The sequence below is a fragment of the Burkholderia territorii genome (genome assembly GCF_902833055.1).
Lineage (GTDB): Bacteria > Pseudomonadota > Gammaproteobacteria > Burkholderiales > Burkholderiaceae > Burkholderia > Burkholderia territorii.
Genome location: NZ_CADFEJ010000026.1, coordinates 1 through 16,960, shown reverse-complemented (window position 1 = coordinate 16,960; position 16,960 = coordinate 1). Strand labels below are relative to the sequence as shown.

General features: G+C 66.7%; 15 protein-coding genes. 8 read left to right on the top strand and 7 right to left on the bottom strand.

Annotated features, from left to right (window positions below; all coding sequences use genetic code 11):
• Positions 1–110 precede the first annotated feature (110 nt).
• Positions 111–599, top strand: coding sequence for a MarR family winged helix-turn-helix transcriptional regulator (locus tag HW466_RS27955; RefSeq protein ID WP_059447134.1), 489 nt, complete (start codon positions 111–113; stop codon positions 597–599).
• Positions 600–666: 67 nt separating this feature from the next.
• On the opposite strand, the gene HW466_RS27950 is transcribed toward HW466_RS27955, so the two are convergent.
• A complete protein-coding gene (locus tag HW466_RS27950; RefSeq protein WP_151004447.1) occupies positions 667–1,413 on the bottom strand; it encodes a TetR/AcrR family transcriptional regulator in 747 nt (248 codons plus the stop codon).
• 171 nt (positions 1,414–1,584) lie between these two features.
• On the opposite strand from HW466_RS27950, the gene HW466_RS27945 reads away from it, so the two are divergent.
• The 7 genes from HW466_RS27945 to HW466_RS27915 all read left to right on the top strand — a co-directional run bounded on the left by HW466_RS27945 (position 1,585) and on the right by HW466_RS27915 (position 10,696).
• Positions 1,585–2,766 (top strand): isovaleryl-CoA dehydrogenase, encoded by a 1,182-nt coding sequence (locus tag HW466_RS27945; protein WP_059447136.1) that lies wholly within the window; start codon positions 1,585–1,587, stop codon positions 2,764–2,766.
• Between the two features lie 31 nt (positions 2,767–2,797).
• On the top strand, positions 2,798–4,405 hold the full coding sequence (locus HW466_RS27940; RefSeq protein ID WP_059501773.1) for a carboxyl transferase domain-containing protein: 1,608 nt from the start codon (positions 2,798–2,800) through the stop codon (positions 4,403–4,405).
• 19 nt (positions 4,406–4,424) lie between these two features.
• Positions 4,425–5,210 (top strand): enoyl-CoA hydratase/isomerase family protein, encoded by a 786-nt coding sequence (locus tag HW466_RS27935; RefSeq protein WP_060023527.1) that lies wholly within the window; start codon positions 4,425–4,427, stop codon positions 5,208–5,210.
• Positions 5,211–5,246: 36 nt separating this feature from the next.
• Positions 5,247–7,247: an acetyl/propionyl/methylcrotonyl-CoA carboxylase subunit alpha gene (locus tag HW466_RS27930; protein WP_059501776.1), complete on the top strand. Its 2,001-nt coding sequence runs from the start codon at positions 5,247–5,249 to the stop codon at positions 7,245–7,247.
• A 244-nt stretch (positions 7,248–7,491) separates the two neighbouring features.
• Complete coding sequence (locus HW466_RS27925; protein ID WP_059501778.1) at positions 7,492–8,634, top strand: DUF2827 domain-containing protein; 1,143 nt, start codon at positions 7,492–7,494, stop codon at positions 8,632–8,634.
• A 750-nt stretch (positions 8,635–9,384) separates the two neighbouring features.
• The gene (locus tag HW466_RS27920) at positions 9,385–10,188 is read left to right on the top strand and encodes an EAL domain-containing protein (RefSeq protein ID WP_059447141.1); all 804 of its coding nucleotides are present in this window, start codon (positions 9,385–9,387) and stop codon (positions 10,186–10,188) included.
• A gap of 64 nt (positions 10,189–10,252) precedes the next feature.
• The gene (locus HW466_RS27915) at positions 10,253–10,696 is read left to right on the top strand and encodes a hypothetical protein (RefSeq protein WP_174905882.1); all 444 of its coding nucleotides are present in this window, start codon (positions 10,253–10,255) and stop codon (positions 10,694–10,696) included.
• Between the two features lie 264 nt (positions 10,697–10,960).
• On the opposite strand, the gene HW466_RS27910 is transcribed toward HW466_RS27915, so the two are convergent.
• From HW466_RS27910 to HW466_RS27885, 6 genes are all read right to left on the bottom strand, one after another.
• Entirely contained in the window at positions 10,961–12,097 is a 1,137-nt protein-coding gene (locus HW466_RS27910) for a DUF2827 family protein (protein WP_151006219.1), read from the bottom strand.
• Positions 12,098–12,125: 28 nt separating this feature from the next.
• A complete protein-coding gene (locus HW466_RS27905) occupies positions 12,126–12,593 on the bottom strand; it encodes a DUF4019 domain-containing protein (RefSeq protein WP_060346815.1) in 468 nt (155 codons plus the stop codon).
• Positions 12,594–12,618: 25 nt separating this feature from the next.
• On the bottom strand, positions 12,619–13,773 hold the full coding sequence (locus HW466_RS27900; protein ID WP_151006218.1) for a DUF2827 domain-containing protein: 1,155 nt from the start codon (positions 13,771–13,773) through the stop codon (positions 12,619–12,621).
• Positions 13,774–13,787: 14 nt separating this feature from the next.
• The gene (locus HW466_RS27895; protein WP_060117887.1) at positions 13,788–14,933 is read right to left on the bottom strand and encodes a DUF2827 domain-containing protein; all 1,146 of its coding nucleotides are present in this window, start codon (positions 14,931–14,933) and stop codon (positions 13,788–13,790) included.
• Between the two features lie 401 nt (positions 14,934–15,334).
• Complete coding sequence (locus HW466_RS27890) at positions 15,335–16,009, bottom strand: OmpA family protein (protein WP_059501788.1); 675 nt, start codon at positions 16,007–16,009, stop codon at positions 15,335–15,337.
• A gap of 123 nt (positions 16,010–16,132) precedes the next feature.
• Positions 16,133–16,960: YadA family autotransporter adhesin (locus HW466_RS27885; RefSeq protein ID WP_176316120.1), on the bottom strand; the 828-nt coding region annotated here is incomplete at its 5' end.

Below are 16,960 nucleotides of genomic sequence, written 5' to 3'. Positions count from 1 at the left end.
AGATTCAGTGTACTCACCGAGATTGGCCAGGGCAAGGCGGGCGGTATACTGGTTTTCCCGGGAAACGGCGCAACGCAACGGCGTGCGCCGCCTATGTCATCGACTCATTCATGGAAAAAACGAATCCCGCCGACGCACCGGCTTTCCCGCTCGACCTGTACGACGAACCGGGGCACCTGATCCGGCGCGCGCACCAGATCGCGGTTGCGATGTTCTACGAGAAGCTGGGCCGGGACGTGACGCCGGTGCAGTATGCGGTCCTGCGGATGCTCTACGAATGTCCGGGGCTCGATCAGGTGACGCTCGCGCAACGGGTGGCGCTCGACACGTCGACGACCGCCGACCTCGCGGTCCGGCTCGAAGCGAAGGGATTGATCGTCCGCGAAGTGTTGCCGCGGCGTCAGCGGCGCCTGTTGCTGACGCCGACGGGCGTCGAGCTGCTCGCGCGCCTGATGCCGTCGGTGACGGAGCTGCGCGACGGTTTGTTCGACGGCATGGGGGAAGATGATTCGCGCGAACTGATGCGCCTGTTACGCAAGTTCGTTCACCTGAACAACGAGCAAAGCCGTGCGCCGCTGCGGGTCGGCGAGGAATCGTAGCGATTCGATACCCGGCGACGGGGCGCTGAAGCGGCAACGCGACGGTGCGCGATGCGGCCCGGCGGCGTCACGGGCGTGACGCTTCTCCGTCCAGCCGCCGCACCGCTTCCGCGACTTCGTTCCTGAAGCGCACCAGCGCCGCTTGCTCCGGCGCGGGCGGCTGCACGGCGGCCCACAGCATGTCGATGAGCTGCGTGGCCGTCGTTTCCGTATCGAGCTTGCGGTGCCCGAGGATCGCATCCCACAGCACGTGCTCGATCGGCCCGAACACCATCGAGCGCAGCAGGCTCAGCGGCATGTCGCCGCGCACCTGCCCGGCCGCCTGGCCGCGTGCGAGCACGTCCATCAGCGGCGCCGTGTAGCGGCGCTGCAGCGCGGTGAGCTCGTCGCTCAGCGCATGCTGTTTCGCGCGCCCCTCCGAGAGCACCAGCGCGCAGAGCCCCGTGCCGTTCACCAGCATCAGCCGCAGGTGCGTTCGCACGATGAACGCGAACTGCTGCTGCACCGATGCTTCCTGCGGCATCCCCAGTTCGAACGCGGCGATGATTTCGTCATACCAGTCGGCGATCACGCGCGCGCACAGCTCGCGCTTGCCGCGGAAGTAGCTGAACACCGTCGCCTCCGACACGCCGACGCGCTGCGCGATCTCGGCGGCCGTCGCATGCTCGTAACCCTTTTCGGCGAACACTTCACGACCGGCGCGCAGGATGTCCTGCACGCGCTGCTGGGACTTGCGCCCGGCGGGTGCGCGCGACGGCTCGGGGCGGTCGGCTTTGGCGATGGCGGTCATGGTGTCGGCGGTAGCGGCTGTCATCGTGCAATGATATCTGAGTGTCACTCAAAAAACTATTGACGGCAAGCCGGACGAGGCGCGAAACTGTGCAAAATTTCCGCTGTATTGGCTTAATGAATCGACGCATTGATCCGATTTGAGCGAAACTCAGAAATCGGCGCGTGCGACCTACTTTCTGGAGACGGAGGAGACATGATCAATCTGCCCGGTGTGCAATTCATGCTCGGTGAAGACATCGAGATGCTGCGCGACGCCGTCGCGACGTTCGCGGCCAAGGAAATCACGCCGCGCGCGGCGGAGGTCGACCGCACCGACCAGTTTCCGATGGACCTGTGGAAGAAGTTCGGCGATCTCGGCGTGCTCGGCATGACCGTGTCCGAGGAATACGGCGGCGCGAACATGGGCTACACCGCGCACATGGTCGCGATGGAGGAGATCTCGCGCGCGTCCGCGTCGATCGGCCTGTCGTACGGCGCGCACTCGAACCTGTGCGTGAACCAGATCCATCGCAACGGCACCGACGCGCAGAAGCGGAAATACCTGCCGAAGCTCGTGTCGGGCGAACACATCGGCGCGCTCGCGATGAGCGAGCCGAATGCCGGCTCCGACGTCGTCAGCATGAAGCTGCGCGCGGACAAGCGCGGCGACCGCTACGTGCTCAACGGCACGAAGATGTGGATCACCAACGGCCCGGACTGCGACACGCTCGTCGTCTACGCGAAGACGGACATTGACGCCGGCCCGCGCGGCATCACCGCATTCATCGTCGAGAAGGGGATGAAGGGCTTCTCGGTCGCGCAGAAGTTGGACAAGCTCGGCATGCGCGGGTCGCACACGGGCGAGCTCGTGTTCCAGGACGTCGAGGTGCCGGAGGAGAACATCCTCGGCCAGCTCAACGGCGGCGTGAAGGTGCTGATGAGCGGTCTCGACTACGAGCGCGCGGTGCTGTCGGGCGGCCCGACGGGCATCATGGCCGCGTGTCTCGACGCGGTCGTGCCGTATATCCACGACCGCAAGCAGTTCGGCCAGTCGATCGGCGAGTTCCAGCTGATCCAGGGCAAGGTCGCCGACATGTACACCACGTTCCAGGCATGCCGCGCGTACCTGTACGCGGTCGGCCGCCACCTCGACTCGGCGGGCAGCGACCACATCCGCCAGGTGCGCAAGGACTGCGCGGGCGTGATCCTCTACACGGCCGAGAAGGCTACGTGGATGGCCGGCGAGGCGATCCAGATCCTCGGCGGCAACGGCTACATCAACGAGTATCCGGTCGGCCGTCTGTGGCGCGATGCGAAGCTGTACGAGATCGGCGCCGGCACGAGCGAGATCCGCCGCATGCTGATCGGCCGCGAGCTGTTCGCGGAAACGATGTAACGCCCCACGTCACGCGAACGGAGCCCCGTCGATGCCGATCATCGAATCCAGACTGAACCCGCGTTCGGAAGACTTCCGCGCGAACGCCGCCGCGCTGGAGGCGGTCGTCGCCGACCTGCGCGCGAAGATCGAACAGCTTGCGCAAGGCGGCGGCCAGGCCGCGCGCGACAAGCACCTGTCGCGCGGCAAGCTGCTGCCGCGCGACCGGATCGCGCAACTGCTCGATCCGGGTGCGCCGTTCCTCGAGCTGTCGCAGCTCGCGGCGAACGGCATGTACAACGACGACGCACCGGGTGCGGGCGTCATCACCGGAATCGGCCGGATCGCGGGCCGCGAGTGCATGATCGTGTGCAACGACGCGACGGTGAAGGGCGGCACCTACTACCCGATGACCGTCAAGAAGCACGTGCGTGCACAGGAAATCGCCGCGGAAAACCGGCTGCCGTGCGTGTACCTCGTCGATTCGGGTGGCGCGAACCTGCCGAACCAGGACGACGTGTTCCCCGATCGCGACCACTTCGGCCGCATCTTCTTCAACCAGGCGACGATGTCCGCCGCGGGAATCGCGCAGATCGCGGTCGTGATGGGTTCGTGCACGGCGGGCGGCGCGTATGTGCCGGCGATGAGCGACGAGTCGATCATCGTGAAGAACCAGGGCACGATTTTCCTCGGCGGCCCGCCGCTCGTGAAGGCCGCGACCGGTGAGGAAGTAAGCGCGGAGGATCTCGGCGGCGGCGACGTGCATACGCGCCTGTCGGGCGTGGCCGACCATCTCGCGCAGAACGACGCGCATGCGCTGTCGATCGCGCGCGGCATCGTCGGGCATCTCGCGCCGAAGATCGCACCGCCGCTCGCGCTGCGCGAGCCGAAGCCGCCGCGCTATGACGCGAAGAGCCTGTACGGCGTGATTCCGGTCGACACGCGCAAGCCGTTCGACGTGCGCGAGGTGATCGCGCGCATCGTCGACGATTCGGAGTTCGACGAATTCAAGGCACGCTTCGGCACGACGCTCGTCACGGGCTTCGCGCACATCTGGGGCCATCCGGTCGGGATCGTCGCGAACAACGGCATCCTGTTCTCCGAGTCGGCCGTGAAGGGCGCGCATTTCATCGAGCTGTGCTGCCAGCGCAAGATTCCGCTCGTGTTCCTGCAGAACATTACGGGCTTCATGGTCGGCCGCAAGTACGAGAACGAGGGCATCGCGCGCCATGGCGCGAAGATGGTGACGGCCGTGTCGAACGCGAAAGTGCCGAAGTTCACGGTGATCATCGGCGGCTCGTTCGGCGCGGGCAACTACGGGATGTGCGGCCGCGCATTCGGCCCGCGTTTCCTGTGGATGTGGCCGAACGCGCGGATCTCGGTGATGGGCGGCGAGCAGGCTGCCTCGGTGCTCGCGACCGTGCGCCGCGACGGCATCGAGGCGAAGGGCGGCACGTGGTCGGCCGAGGAAGAGGATGCGTTCAAGCAGCCGATCCGCGACCAGTACGAGCGCCAGGGGCATCCGTATTACGCGAGCGCGCGGCTGTGGGACGACGGCGTGATCGATCCCGCGCAGACGCGCGACGTGCTGGGCCTCGGCCTCGCCGCGTCAATGAACGCACCGATCGACGATACGCGCTTCGGCGTGTTCCGCATGTAACGGCCGGGAGGACTGACCGATGCGATACGAAACGATCAAGGTAAGCGAGGCCGGCCGCGTCGCGACCGTCACGCTTGCGCGGCCCGACGTGCGCAACGCGTTCAACGAGACGACGATCGCCGAGCTGACCACCGCGTTCGAGTGGCTCGATGCGCACGCCGGCGTGCGCGCGGTCGTGCTCGCGGCGGAAGGTGCCGCGTTCTGTGCGGGCGCGGACCTGAACTGGATGAAGAAGATGGCCGGTTACTCGGACGACGAGAACCGCGCCGACGCACGCAAGCTCGCACGGATGCTCGAGGCGATCCATCGCTGCGGCAAGCCGGTGATCGCGCGCGTGCACGGCGATGCGTATGCGGGCGGCGTGGGCCTCGTCGCGGCGGCCGACATCGCGATTGCAGCCGACGGCGCGAAGTTCTGCCTGTCGGAAGCACGGCTCGGGCTGATTCCGGCAACGATCGCGCCGTACGTCGTGCGCGCGATGGGCGAGCGCGCGGCACGCCGTTACTTCACGACGGCGGAAGTGTTCGACAGCGCGCGCGCCGCATCGCTCGGCTTCATTCACGATGCCGTGCCGGCCGACGCGCTCGACGAAACGGTCGCGAAGCTGGCCGCGACGCTCGTCGCGAACGGCCCCGACGCGGTGCGCGCATGCAAGCGGCTCGTCGCCGACGTGGCTGGCCGGCCGCTCGACGCGACGCTGATCGAGCAGACCGCCGACTGGATCGCGCGGACCCGCGCCGGCGCGGAAGCGCGCGAAGGGATCGCGTCCTTCCTCGAGAAACGCACGCCTGCGTGGCGCGAATGACGGCGTGCCCCTAACTTTCCGGACGACACCGAAGCCATGTTCGACAAGATTCTGATCGCCAATCGCGGCGAAATCGCCTGCCGCGTCGCCGCGACGTGCAAACGTCTCGGGATCGCCAGCGTCGCCGTCTATTCCGACGCGGACGCGAACGCGAAGCACGTCGCCGCATGCGACGAGGCCGTGCACATCGGCGGCTCGGCGGCGGCCGACAGCTATCTGCGCATCGAGCGCATCATCGAGGCCGCGCGCGCGACCGGCGCGCAGGCCATCCACCCGGGCTACGGCTTTCTGTCGGAGAACGAAGATTTCGCGCATGCGTGCGAAGCGGCCGGCATCGCGTTCATCGGGCCGCCGGTCGACGCGATCGCGGCGATGGGCTCGAAGGCCGCCGCGAAGGCGTTGATGCACGCAGCCGCGGTGCCGCTCGTGCCGGGCTATCACGGCGACGACCAGGACCCGGCCCGCCTGCATCGCGAAGCCGACGCGATCGGTTACCCGGTGCTGCTGAAGGCGAGCGCGGGCGGCGGCGGCAAGGGCATGCGCGTGGTCGAGCGCTCCGAGGACTTCCCGGCCGCGCTCGCATCGTGCCAGCGCGAGGCCGCCAGCAGCTTCGGCAACGATCGCGTGCTGATCGAGAAATACCTGACGCGCCCGCGCCACGTCGAAGTGCAGGTGTTCGGCGACACGCACGGCAACACCGTCTACCTGTTCGACCGCGACTGCTCGGTGCAGCGCCGTCACCAGAAGGTGCTCGAGGAAGCGCCGGCGCCGGGGTTGCACGAAGACGTGCGCCAGGCGATGGGCGAAGCGGCCGTCGCGGCCGCGCGCGCCGTGAACTACGTCGGCGCGGGCACCGTCGAGTTCATCATGACGGGCGAGGCGTTCTACTTCATGGAAATGAACACGCGCCTGCAGGTCGAGCATCCGGTCACCGAGATGGTCACCGGGCTCGATCTCGTCGAATGGCAACTGCGCGTCGCCGCGGGCGAGCCGCTGCCGCTGAAGCAGGAAGAACTGCGCGTGCAGGGGCACGCGATCGAGGCGCGCCTGTATGCGGAGAATCCGGCGCGCGGCTTCCTGCCGTCCACCGGCACGCTGAAGCACCTGCGGCTGCCGGAAGGCGTCGAGTTCGCGATCGGCGCGCCGGTGCGCGTCGACAGTGGCGTGCGCGAAGGCGATGCGATCACGCCGTTCTACGATCCGATGATCGCGAAGCTGATCGTGCACGGCGCCGACCGCGCGGAGGCGCTCGGACGGATGCTGCGTGCGCTGCGCGCGTGCGAGGTGGTCGGCCTGCACACGAACGCCGCGTTCCTGCAGCGGATTGTCGCCTGCGCGCCGTTCGCGATCGCCGATCTCGACACCGGCCTGATCGAGCGTAATCACGATGCGCTGTTCGCGCCGCAACAGACGCCGCGCGCGACGCTCGCGCTGGCCTGCGCGGCGCTGCTCGCGGGCGAACGCGACGCGGCCGCGACGGAACGCGCGTCGCCGTGGCGCGCGCTGCCGGACTGGCGGCTCAACGGCAGCTATCGCCGCACGCTCGAATGGCATGCGCCCGAACGCGAAGCGGACGTGACGGTCACCTACGAGAACGACGGCAGCACCGCGCGCATCGCCACCGGCGACGGGCCCGCGCAGCCGTTCGCATGGTCACGCGGCGCGACGCCGCTCGACTTCGACGTGACGCTCGACGGCGTGCGCAGCAGCGGCCGCGTGTATGCGGACGGCGACACGTTCCACGTATTCACGCAAGGCGTTGCCGAGACCTTCGAATGGCGCAACGTGCTCGCGCACGCGGGCGATGCCGAGCATGGCGGCGGCCGCCTGACCGCGCCGATGCCGGGCAAGGTGATCGCGGTGCTGGTCGAGCCGGGCCAGAAGGTCGAGGCCGGCACGCCGCTGATCGTGATGGAAGCGATGAAGATGGAGCACACGATCGGCGCGCCGGCCCCGGGCGTCGTCGCGGAAGTGCTGTACGGCGTCGGCGACCAGGTCGCGGATGGCGCTCAGTTGCTGATGATGGCGGAAGGCTGACCGGGCGCGCATCGCGCATGGGCCGGCGTGGCGCCTCGCGGTGCGACGCCGGCCTTGTCGTATCTGGCGCCGGCGGCGCGCATGGCGCCCCGTGGCCCAGCCCGCCGCCAACCGGGGCCGTTGGCACCGTGTATGACCATGCATGACAGTCCGGCGGCCGGCGCTCCGCTAGACTGGCGGATTGCTCGCGCGGCCGCGTGCCGCGCGCTACACTGCGTCCATTCAATCTCCCAATCCGCCGACGATGACGTCTCCTGTCCTGAACGGCCTGCGCATCGGTATCACGATCGGACTGCGCACCCCCGACGAAAGCCTTTGGATCAACGGCATCAAGCAGAACGCGCTGTTTCTCGCGAAGCTGCTGATGGCATCGCCGCACGGCTACCGCGTGACGCTGGTCAACACGACCGACGTGCCGCTGACCGATGCGCTGCCGTGGGATCGCGCCGTGTACGACACGCGCGCGTTCGCGGACATGAAGGATGCGCTCGACGTGGTGATCGAACTCGGCGGCCAGATCGACGCCGCGCAGACGGCCTACCTGAAGGCACGCGGCGCGAAGATCGTCAGCTACTGCTGCGGCGTCGAGTACATCAACGCGATGGAATCGATGCTGTTCGGCCGCCGGTTGTGGGATTCGCTGTTCATCAACCGCGGCTACGACGAGGTGTGGGCGATTCCGCAGATCGCGCCGTCGTCGCTGCCGTTCCTGCAGTCGCTGCGCCGCTGCCCGGGGCGCGTCGTGCCGTTCGTGTGGGATCCGATGTTCCTGAGCGAGCGTGCGGCATCGCTGCCCGAGCATGGCGAGTACCGCCCGCGCAGCGAGCCGGGCAAGCGGCTCACGGTGATGGAGCCGAACCACAACGTCGTGAAGTTCTGCGTGTACCCGATGTTGATCATCGACGAGGCGTATCGCCGCGACCCCGATGCGATCTGCTTCACGCACGTGACGAACGCCGACCGTCTCGCGCACGACAGCCCCGAGTTCGTGATGCTGATGAACTACCTGGACATCGTGCGCGCCGGCAAGGCGAGCTTCGTCGGCCGTTTCGACACGCCGCTGTTTCTCGCCGACCTGACCGACATCGTGGTGTCGCATCAATGGTCGAACCCGCTCAACTATTTCTATTTCGACGTGTGCTGGCAGGGCTATCCGCTCGTGCACAACGCGAGCCTCGCGCCCGACCTCGGCTACTACTACCCGGACAATGACGTGCAGAAGGGCGCGGATGCGCTGCTTCACGCGCTGCACACGCATGACGACGACTGGGAAGGCTACACGCGGCGCCAGCGCGAAATCCTCCGCCGTTATACGTCGGCGAACGCGTCGCTCGTCGCCGAATACGATGCGCTGCTCGCGAATCTGATCGGCGCGCCTGCGGCATGACGTTGCGCGAGCCGCAAGCCGTCGTCCGGATTGCGTTCGCTTAATGTCTGAAGAAATGATGCCGTTAAAAAAGAAACCGTCGAACCGGGGAGACTCGACGGTTTTTGAAGGCACGAATTTGACGGCTCCGAGGGAAGTCCGTCGGAAATTATTTTAGAGGTTAACAAGTCGGAAAGATTGTTAAACATCTTTCAATCGGTCGTTCTCTTATAATTCGCGCGGGTATTATCTTTTTTGACTCATCTGATTAATATTCGGCCGTTATCAATATCGTTTGAAACGACGGAATTGAACTCCGTGAAGACCGAATGCCCGGTGTCGAGTCATTGGCGGTGAAGCGTGCGGGCGCGCGCGACAATCCGGGCCTCGAATTCGGACGTGACCAGCGCTGACGGATATTTGTCATACGAAACACCGAACATTCGAATTGAGAAACGAGTTGTGCGGTAAATTGATTCGTCGAGTGACGCTCGCGTTGGGAAAATAAGCGGCGCCGATTAGTGCGGCGTCGGCGATTTTGTGTAATCTTCCGCACTGTCGTCGACATGCATGCGTGGTGTATTTCTCGTATTTGAATATCGTTGACAATATCGGGTTTGACGGCGCGCCGAAATAAAAAGTACGCTCCCGGAAAAGATCGAAACAAGAGGATGGGCCGGGTAGGCGGTGGCGCGTGTCGTGGTCGGCTCGCGCCATGTGTATCGTGAGCGCGGGCCGTCATCGGCGGTCCGACATTTGCCGGAGCGCCGGATGAATGCGGTCGAACCTCGCCTGGAGGCGAATAGCGTAGCGAATCGGGACGAGATCGATCTCGTGTTCGGCGCGCATGACGATCACCCCGACCTCGCGTCGGTACGCAGTTTCGTCGAAAGCCGGCTCGGATTCGCGCGCGAGCCCGTCTGCCGCGCCGATCTGTCGGGTGGCGTGCTGTATCACGAATGTCTCGCGCGGCTGCGCTGGGGATCGCGCGACGCGTTGCCGCCGCTCGCGTTCCTCCCGCGCCTCGAATCGCTCGGGCTGATGCGCTGGTTCGACCGGCTCGTGGTGGGCCGGACAATCGACGCGCTGCGCGCCGATCCGAAGGCCGTGTACGGCTGCAACGTCGCGGCGATGAGCGCGGTCGTGGACGACGCGTGGCTGGCCATATTCAGGCGGCTCGAGTCCGAACCGTCGGTTGCCGCGCGGCTGGTCGTCGAGATTACCGAGACGGGGCCGTTGAATCCCGTCGCGGGCCGGTCGTTCGTGAACCGGTTTCGCCAGGCCGGGTGCCGCGTCGCGATCGACGACTTCGGCGTCGGCTACAGCGCGCTGAACAACCTGGTGGTCGGCAACCCCGATATCGTGAAGCTCGACAGGTCGGTCCTGTCGCTGATCAAGCGCAACGCGATCGGGCGCTACCAGTTTCGCCGGCTGATCGCGTTCGCGCACGAAAGCGCGCGGCACGTCGTCGTCGAAGGCGTGGAGAACGAGATCGACCGGCAGATCATCCTGGATTCCGGCGTCGCATGGGCGCAGGGCATCCGCTTTACGTGGCGGTCACCGGCCGCCGCATGAGGCCGCGGTGCGTGCGCGGCGCGAAAGCATCGGGCAACGAAGAATCGAAAAAAGGGGCGTGGGTATGGTGGCGACGGAGAAGGCCGGGCACGGAACAAGCATGCAGGCGGCCGATACGCGCGAACTCGTCGCGATCGCCGAACTGGCCGACATTGTGTCGCAGCTCGGCGCGGAATCGATCGATGCACCGCTCGACGTCACACCGTATCTCGATGGCCTGAAGGCCGTCGCTCGCCGCATTCACCGGATGAAGCCGCTCGACGCCAACGGCCGCGAACTCGCGGCGCGGCACTATTACGCCGGCGTGTTTGCAGGCGCGTGCGGCGAGGAGTCGGCCATTGCGCGTGGCGTATCCGGGAGCCTCGCGCGGCACGCCGGCCAGGTCAGCCGTGCCGCGCTGCGCTGTTTCGCCGGGCTCGCGCGGATCGGCCGCCGGCATGGCCGCCTGTTCGCCACGCACGGCGGCGAGCAGGCGCCGCCGTGGCGCCCGCTCGCGCATCGCGCCTGACGTTCGCGGAACGTCGGCGTGCGGCGCGTCGCGCCGCCTCAGTCGTTTCCGAATCCGCCGAGTACGAGCGCCGGTGCGCGATCGACCGCATCGTCCCATCGGCCCGCATGTGCGGCGTGCACGATACGGATACCCGGATACGGCGCGCTACGCGAGCCGGCTTCGCGCGCGCATCGGCTTTCGGGCTCAGCGGTCGTGGATCGAACCAGCCACGACGAAACCGCGAACGGTCTGATTCACGAGCGGGGGCGCGTGGGAAGACGCTCAGCCGAGCGAGCGACCGGCGAACAAGTGCTGGATCTGCTCGGAATACGCGCGGACGTTGTGATCGGCGAGCGTGTCGACCTGCTGCAGGCAGCGGCGGGCGGCTGCCGCGTAGTCGTCGAGCCGCGCGTCGTGCGTCTGCGCGGCCGTCGCGATCGCGCGCGCCGCATCGAAGATCTCGAAGTCCGGATAGTAATAGCCGACGTCGTGCAGGAACGGCGAGTTGTGCACGAGCGGGTAGTTGCCGTACAGCGCGTCGTACAGCAGGTAGTTCAGGCCGTTTTCCCAGTGGTGCGACACGACGATGTCGGTGTGATGCGCGGCCCACGCGACGAACGGCGCGCGCACGTCGGCCGTCGCCTTGCCGTCGCGCACCATCTCGAGCCCGAGCGCGAGATGCTTGAAGGCGACGTTTTCCTTCTTGTCGAACGTGTTGGTCATGTACACGTGCTCGACGAGCTCGGGATGCTCGACGTAGAACGCGTTCGCGGCCAGCATCGGCACGATCGAGCTCTTCACGACGTTCAGGTTCGGCTCGAAGAACGCGATGCGCTTGGCCGGGCCGTGATTGCGGTAGCCGAAGCGCGCCTTCAGTTCGGGATCGGCGTCGAGGCTGCGTTCGATGAAGTACGGCGACCAGATGTGCGGCAGCTCGATCACCGGCGCACGATACACGGCCTGGAAGTACGCCGCGCACGTATGCATGTGCTGCGGGTTGGTCCAGATCTCGTCGAACTGCACGCGGTTCGGGTTCGGCCGCCAGTTGTTCTTCTCGAAGTTGATCGTCTCGACCGCGATCACGTAGTCGTTGCCGAAGCGGTACGACACGCACTTGCCGCCGCGCTGGCGCACCGCGTTCGTGTGTGACGGGTCGATGAACGCGTTCATCTCGATGAGCAGGTCGGTCTGATGGACGATCGCCGACAGCGGCCGCAACGCGTCGCCGAATGCGTCCATCATCAGCGCCTGCGGGTAGTCGGTGATGCCGTCGTCGTGCGCGAGCCACACTTCGCCAATCAGCGGCGAACGCTTGAGCAGCATGTACAGGTACACGCAATGCTGGTTCGCGCCGTTGTACCAGATCGACTGCGTCGCGTCGCGCTGAACGTTCATCGTAATCGCGACATTGATTTTCATCGGCGGCTCCGGGCGGACGGTGCGCGGTTCAAGGCGTGTAGTTCTGCGACTGGCGCGGTACGTAGCCGGTCAGGTGCCAGCGGCCGTCGTCGCCGAGGCGAAAACTCAGTTTTTCGTACACGGTCGTGCCGGTCGTGAGCGTCGTTGCGTAGTCGATGTTCGCATAGAGCCCGTCGGGCATCGACGATGAATTCGTGTAGCGGATCCGCGTGATCTGCGCCCAGCCGCGATGGCCGACCATGCCGACCGACTGGCGCGCGCGCTGCATGTCCAGTGCGAACTGGTCCTGCTTGATGCGCGCCTTCACGAACGCGGCGGCGTCGTTCCACACCGCACCGTACTGGCCGGCGTCGAGCTGCTTGAAGACTGCATCGGCGTCGCGCAGCAGCGCGTCGGCCGATTCGCCGTCGGATTGCGCGTGCGCACCCATCGCGATCGACGCGACGGCGCAGCCGATCAGCCATTTCGTGCGGGAGAGGGGCAGATGTGCGTTCATGTCGGAGTCCGGGGAAGGCGGCGCGTCATGCGTCGCGATAGAGCGACGCGATCGCGTCGGAATATGCGGCGACGTTGCCGGGATTGTAGATGCTGACCGAGTCGAGCACGTGCTTCGATTGCTCGCGGTACGCGTCGAGGTTCGCATCGTGCTCGGCGAACGCCTGCAGCAGCGCGCGGCCGCCGGCCTGGCAGTCGAAGTCCGGATAGAAATACCCGGCCTTGCCGAGGAACGGCGAGTTGTGGATCAGCGGATAGTCGCCGTACAACAGTTCGTAGTACAGGTAGTTCTGCGCGTTTTCCCACGTGTGCGATACCACCGCGTCGCCGTAGGCGGCCATGAACTCGTACACCGCATAGCGGCTTTCGAACGTCGTGATCCCGTGGTTCACGATGTCGAGGCTCTTCGCGAAATGGACGAAGGTCGCATGCTCCTTCAGGTGCAGCGTGTTGCACACGCGCACGAACTCGAGGAATTCCGGCTTCGCGCGATAGGCCTCCTCGGTCACCAGCATCGGGATGATGCTCGTCTTCACCATGCAGATGTTCGGCTCGAACATCGTCACGCGCCAGCGCGGCTTGCCCGGCTGGTAACCGAACGACAGACCGGGGCCGAGCGTCGCGCGCGCCTTGTCGAACAGCATCGGATGCCAGATGTGCGGAACGATCGTCACCGGCGCGCGCAGGCCCGTCTGGTAATAGTGCAGGCACGAGCGCTCGAATTCCGGGATCGTCCACACCGCGTCGTACGGCGCGCCCGAGAACAGGAAGCCCGACGGCTTGTCGAACATCGCCCGCTCGATGTCGATCACGTAGTCGTTGCCGACCCGCATCGTGACGACCTTGCCGCCGCGATCGCGGAATGCGCGCAGGTAGTCGGCGCCGAACTGCGCGCTCATTTCGATCAGCACGTCGCAGCGTTGCAGCGCTTCGTCCATCGACAGCAGCGGCACGTTCCACTCGTCGAGCATCATTTGCGGATCGGCGACTTGTTCGCCGCCGTTCACCATCACGGCTTCGGCGACGAGCGGGGACTGGCGCAGCAGCAGGATCAACAGCAGGCAGTTCTGGAAGATGCCGTTTTCCCACAGCGACTGGCCGGCACCGCGCACGAACAGCGACACGCCGACGACGAGACGCTTGCCCTCGCCGGGCGCTTGACGGGCATTGGAGTCCGACATGCGTATGCTCCGGTTCAGGCGACCAGGCGCGCGACGAACGCGTCCAGGTTCGCGGGGTTGTCGATCGAGACCGACTGCAGCAGCCGGCCCGCTTTCGCGCGATAGTCGTCGAGCTGCTCGTCGTGATGCAGCCATGCATCGCGCAATGCCTGGCCACCCGCGGCGGAATCGAAGTCCGGGTAGTAGTAGCCGGCGTCGCCGAGCAGCGTCGAATTGTGGATCAGCGGATAGCCGCCGTACAGCACGTCGTAGTACAGGTAGTTCTGCGCGTTTTCCCAGTGGTGGGACACGACCGCGTCCGCATGGCGCGCCATGAAGCCCGGCAAGTCGATGCGCGGCTCGAACGTCGCCTTGTGCTGGCGCACGAGGTCGAGGCTGTTCGCGAAGTGCACGAAGGTCGGATGTGCCTTCATGTGCATCGAGTTGACCACGAACAGATGTTGCACCGCGTCCGGTTGCGCGCGGTAGAACTCGTCGCACGCGAGCATCGGGTAGTGGCACGACTTCACGACCGAGATGTTCGGCTCGAGCGTGGCGAGATTCCACGGGCGACGGCCGGGCCGATAGCCGAACGTCAGGCCTTCGCTCGCCAGCGCGGCGATACGGCGATCGAGGAAGTACGGCGACCACAGATGCGGAATCGTATGGACCGGCGCGCGCGTGAGCGTGCGCAGCAGCGGCACGTCGATCTTTTGCGACTTCTCGAGCACCCACACTTCGTCAAACTGGGTGCCGTTGAAGATGTGCCCCGACGGCTTGTTGAAGATCGGCGTCTCGGCGAGGCCGCTGTAAGTATGGCCGACGTAGCAGGCGACCAGCTTCGTGCCGAGCGCCTTCATGTGCCTGAGCCATTCGAGCGGCAGTTGCGCGCCCATTTCGATCACGACGTCGAGTTCGTGCGTGACGTCGGCAGGCTTCACGAGCGGCACGTCGAGACCGTCGAGTTCGAGGCCGGCCGGTAGCGCGTTCGCGTCGCCGCCGTTCAGGAAATAAACGGGGCCGACGCGATCGGAGCGCTTGAGCATCATCGCGAGGAACGCGATGTTCTGGTGGATGCCGTTTTCCCAGATCGCCTGGCCGTCCCGCGCAAACAGCGAGATGCCGACGGCCGGCCGTTGCTTGCGGGTGCCGCCCGCGGCGGCTTGATTGATGTCCGTCACCGGTTGGTTTCCTCTGCGGCGTCGTGCGTTCGGCCGTGGCTGCGAAACGGCGCGCCGTGGATTGTCGTGGTCGCGTTCGCGCCGGCGTGCACTGGAATGTGCGCGAGCGGCGCGGATCGCGAGGCGGCCGCCGGATTCCGGGGTGTAGTCGGGCGGTCTGGCACGGCGCGCGACGCGGGCAGAACGCCCCGGCAGCTGTCTGCGGCGATTGTGGCACGGAAGGCGCCGTTTTGTGGAGGGGCCTGACGAACTTTGACATAGCCGCCGGCGCGGGAGCCGGGGCCCGGCGAACCAGGAGGGGGAGGGAGGCACGCAGAGTGCCGACGGCGCGGCTTCGCGCTGCCGGACGGGGCCGTCGCGCGGAGCCCGAGGCGGGCGCCGGAGCCGCGACGGCCGGCTGCTTAGCGTTGGAGCGAGATCTCGACGCGGCGGTTGCTCGCGCGGCCTTCGGCCGTCGCGTTGGAGGCGACCGGATCGGCGGCGCCTCGCCCCGTGACCGACATCGACTGCGCCTTCAGCCCGTGCGCCTTCAGATAGCTTGCGACGGTTTGCGCGCGGCGCTTCGACAGCGCGAGATTGGCGGCGTCGCTACCGACCGAATCCGTATGGCCGGTGACCGTCACCTGCGTGTACGTGCGGTCTTCGCGTTCGCTCAGCAGCTTGTCGAGCGACGCGCGCGCGGCCGGCGTGAGCGTGGCCTGGCCCGTCGCGAACAGCGCGTCGCCCGCGAGATTGACGTGTTCCACCGCCGCGGGTGCAGGCGCGGGCGACGGCTCGGCGGCCGGCGCCGCTGCTGCCGGCGCGGCTGCGCACTGGAACACCAGCGTCGCGGGATCCGAGCCGTCGCGCAGCGCGCGGGCCGAATCGACGGTGCGCACCGGCTGGTCGCCGCAGATCTTGCGGGCGGCCTTCATGCAGGTCTGAGGACCCGAGAGCAGGCCGTGGCAGTCCACCTGGAACGTGCGTACGCCGTCGCGCGGCTGCAGTTCGGATGCGCTGTAGGTCGGGCCGGATGCCGTCGAGCACGCGGCGAGGGCCGTCGCGGCAAGCGCGAGCGCAAGAGCGAGTTTGTTCACGATTACGTCCTCAATACTTGGGTTGACCGAGGCCCGCCACGCGTTGCGCGGCGGGCTCGTCCTGCCGTCGGGGCCGCCCGGTGCCGTCCGGCCCGAGGGCCGGCGGCGTGGCGGCGCGACGCGTTACTTCCACTGGTACAGCATGCCGGCGCCGATCACCTTCTGACCGCCGCTGAAGCCGCCGTTGATCGACGCCTTCAGGTTCTCCGTGATGCGCGCCTGCATGTTGACCGCCATCGCCTTCTGACCCAGGAACGTCGCGGTGCCGACACCCATCCCGAAGTTGGCGTCGCGATCGAGCTGCGGGATCGACGCCATCGCGCCGACGGCCGCGATACCCTGCTTCGCCATCTGGTCGGTCTGCTGCAGTTGCGAACCCAGCGAGTTGATCTGCGCCTGCTGGCCCGACAGTGCCGTCGACAGCGTCGTCTGCACCTGCGTCAGCTGGTTCACGTTCACCGCGTCCGTGCCTTGCGTACCCGGCGCGACGTTCGTGATCTGGCGCTCGCTCCCGGGCGAGCCGACGCTCACGACATTCGAGCGGCCGCCGTCCGTCGAGTTCGCGCCGATCGCCACCGAGTTCGAGCCGGCGGTGACCGTCGGCCGGTCGGAGCCGGTGCCGTTCATGTCGGCCGCGACGGCGGTGTTGTTTGCCGAGCGGGTCGTGTTGTTGTTGATCGTCGTTGACAACTGGTTCACCTGATCGCCGAGGTTGGTCACGCCGGTCGACAGCGATGCCACCGTGCTGTTCGTCGAGCTCAGGCCGGTCGACAGCGAGCCGATGCCGGTCGACGTCGACGTGGACAGCGACGTGAGATTGCTGTTGGTCGAGCTGAGGCCCGTCGACAGCGAGTTGATCGCCGTCGAGGTCGACGTGGACAGCGACGTCAGCGAGCTGTTGGTCGAGCTCAGGCCGGTGGACAGCGAACCGATGCCGGTCGACAGCGACGA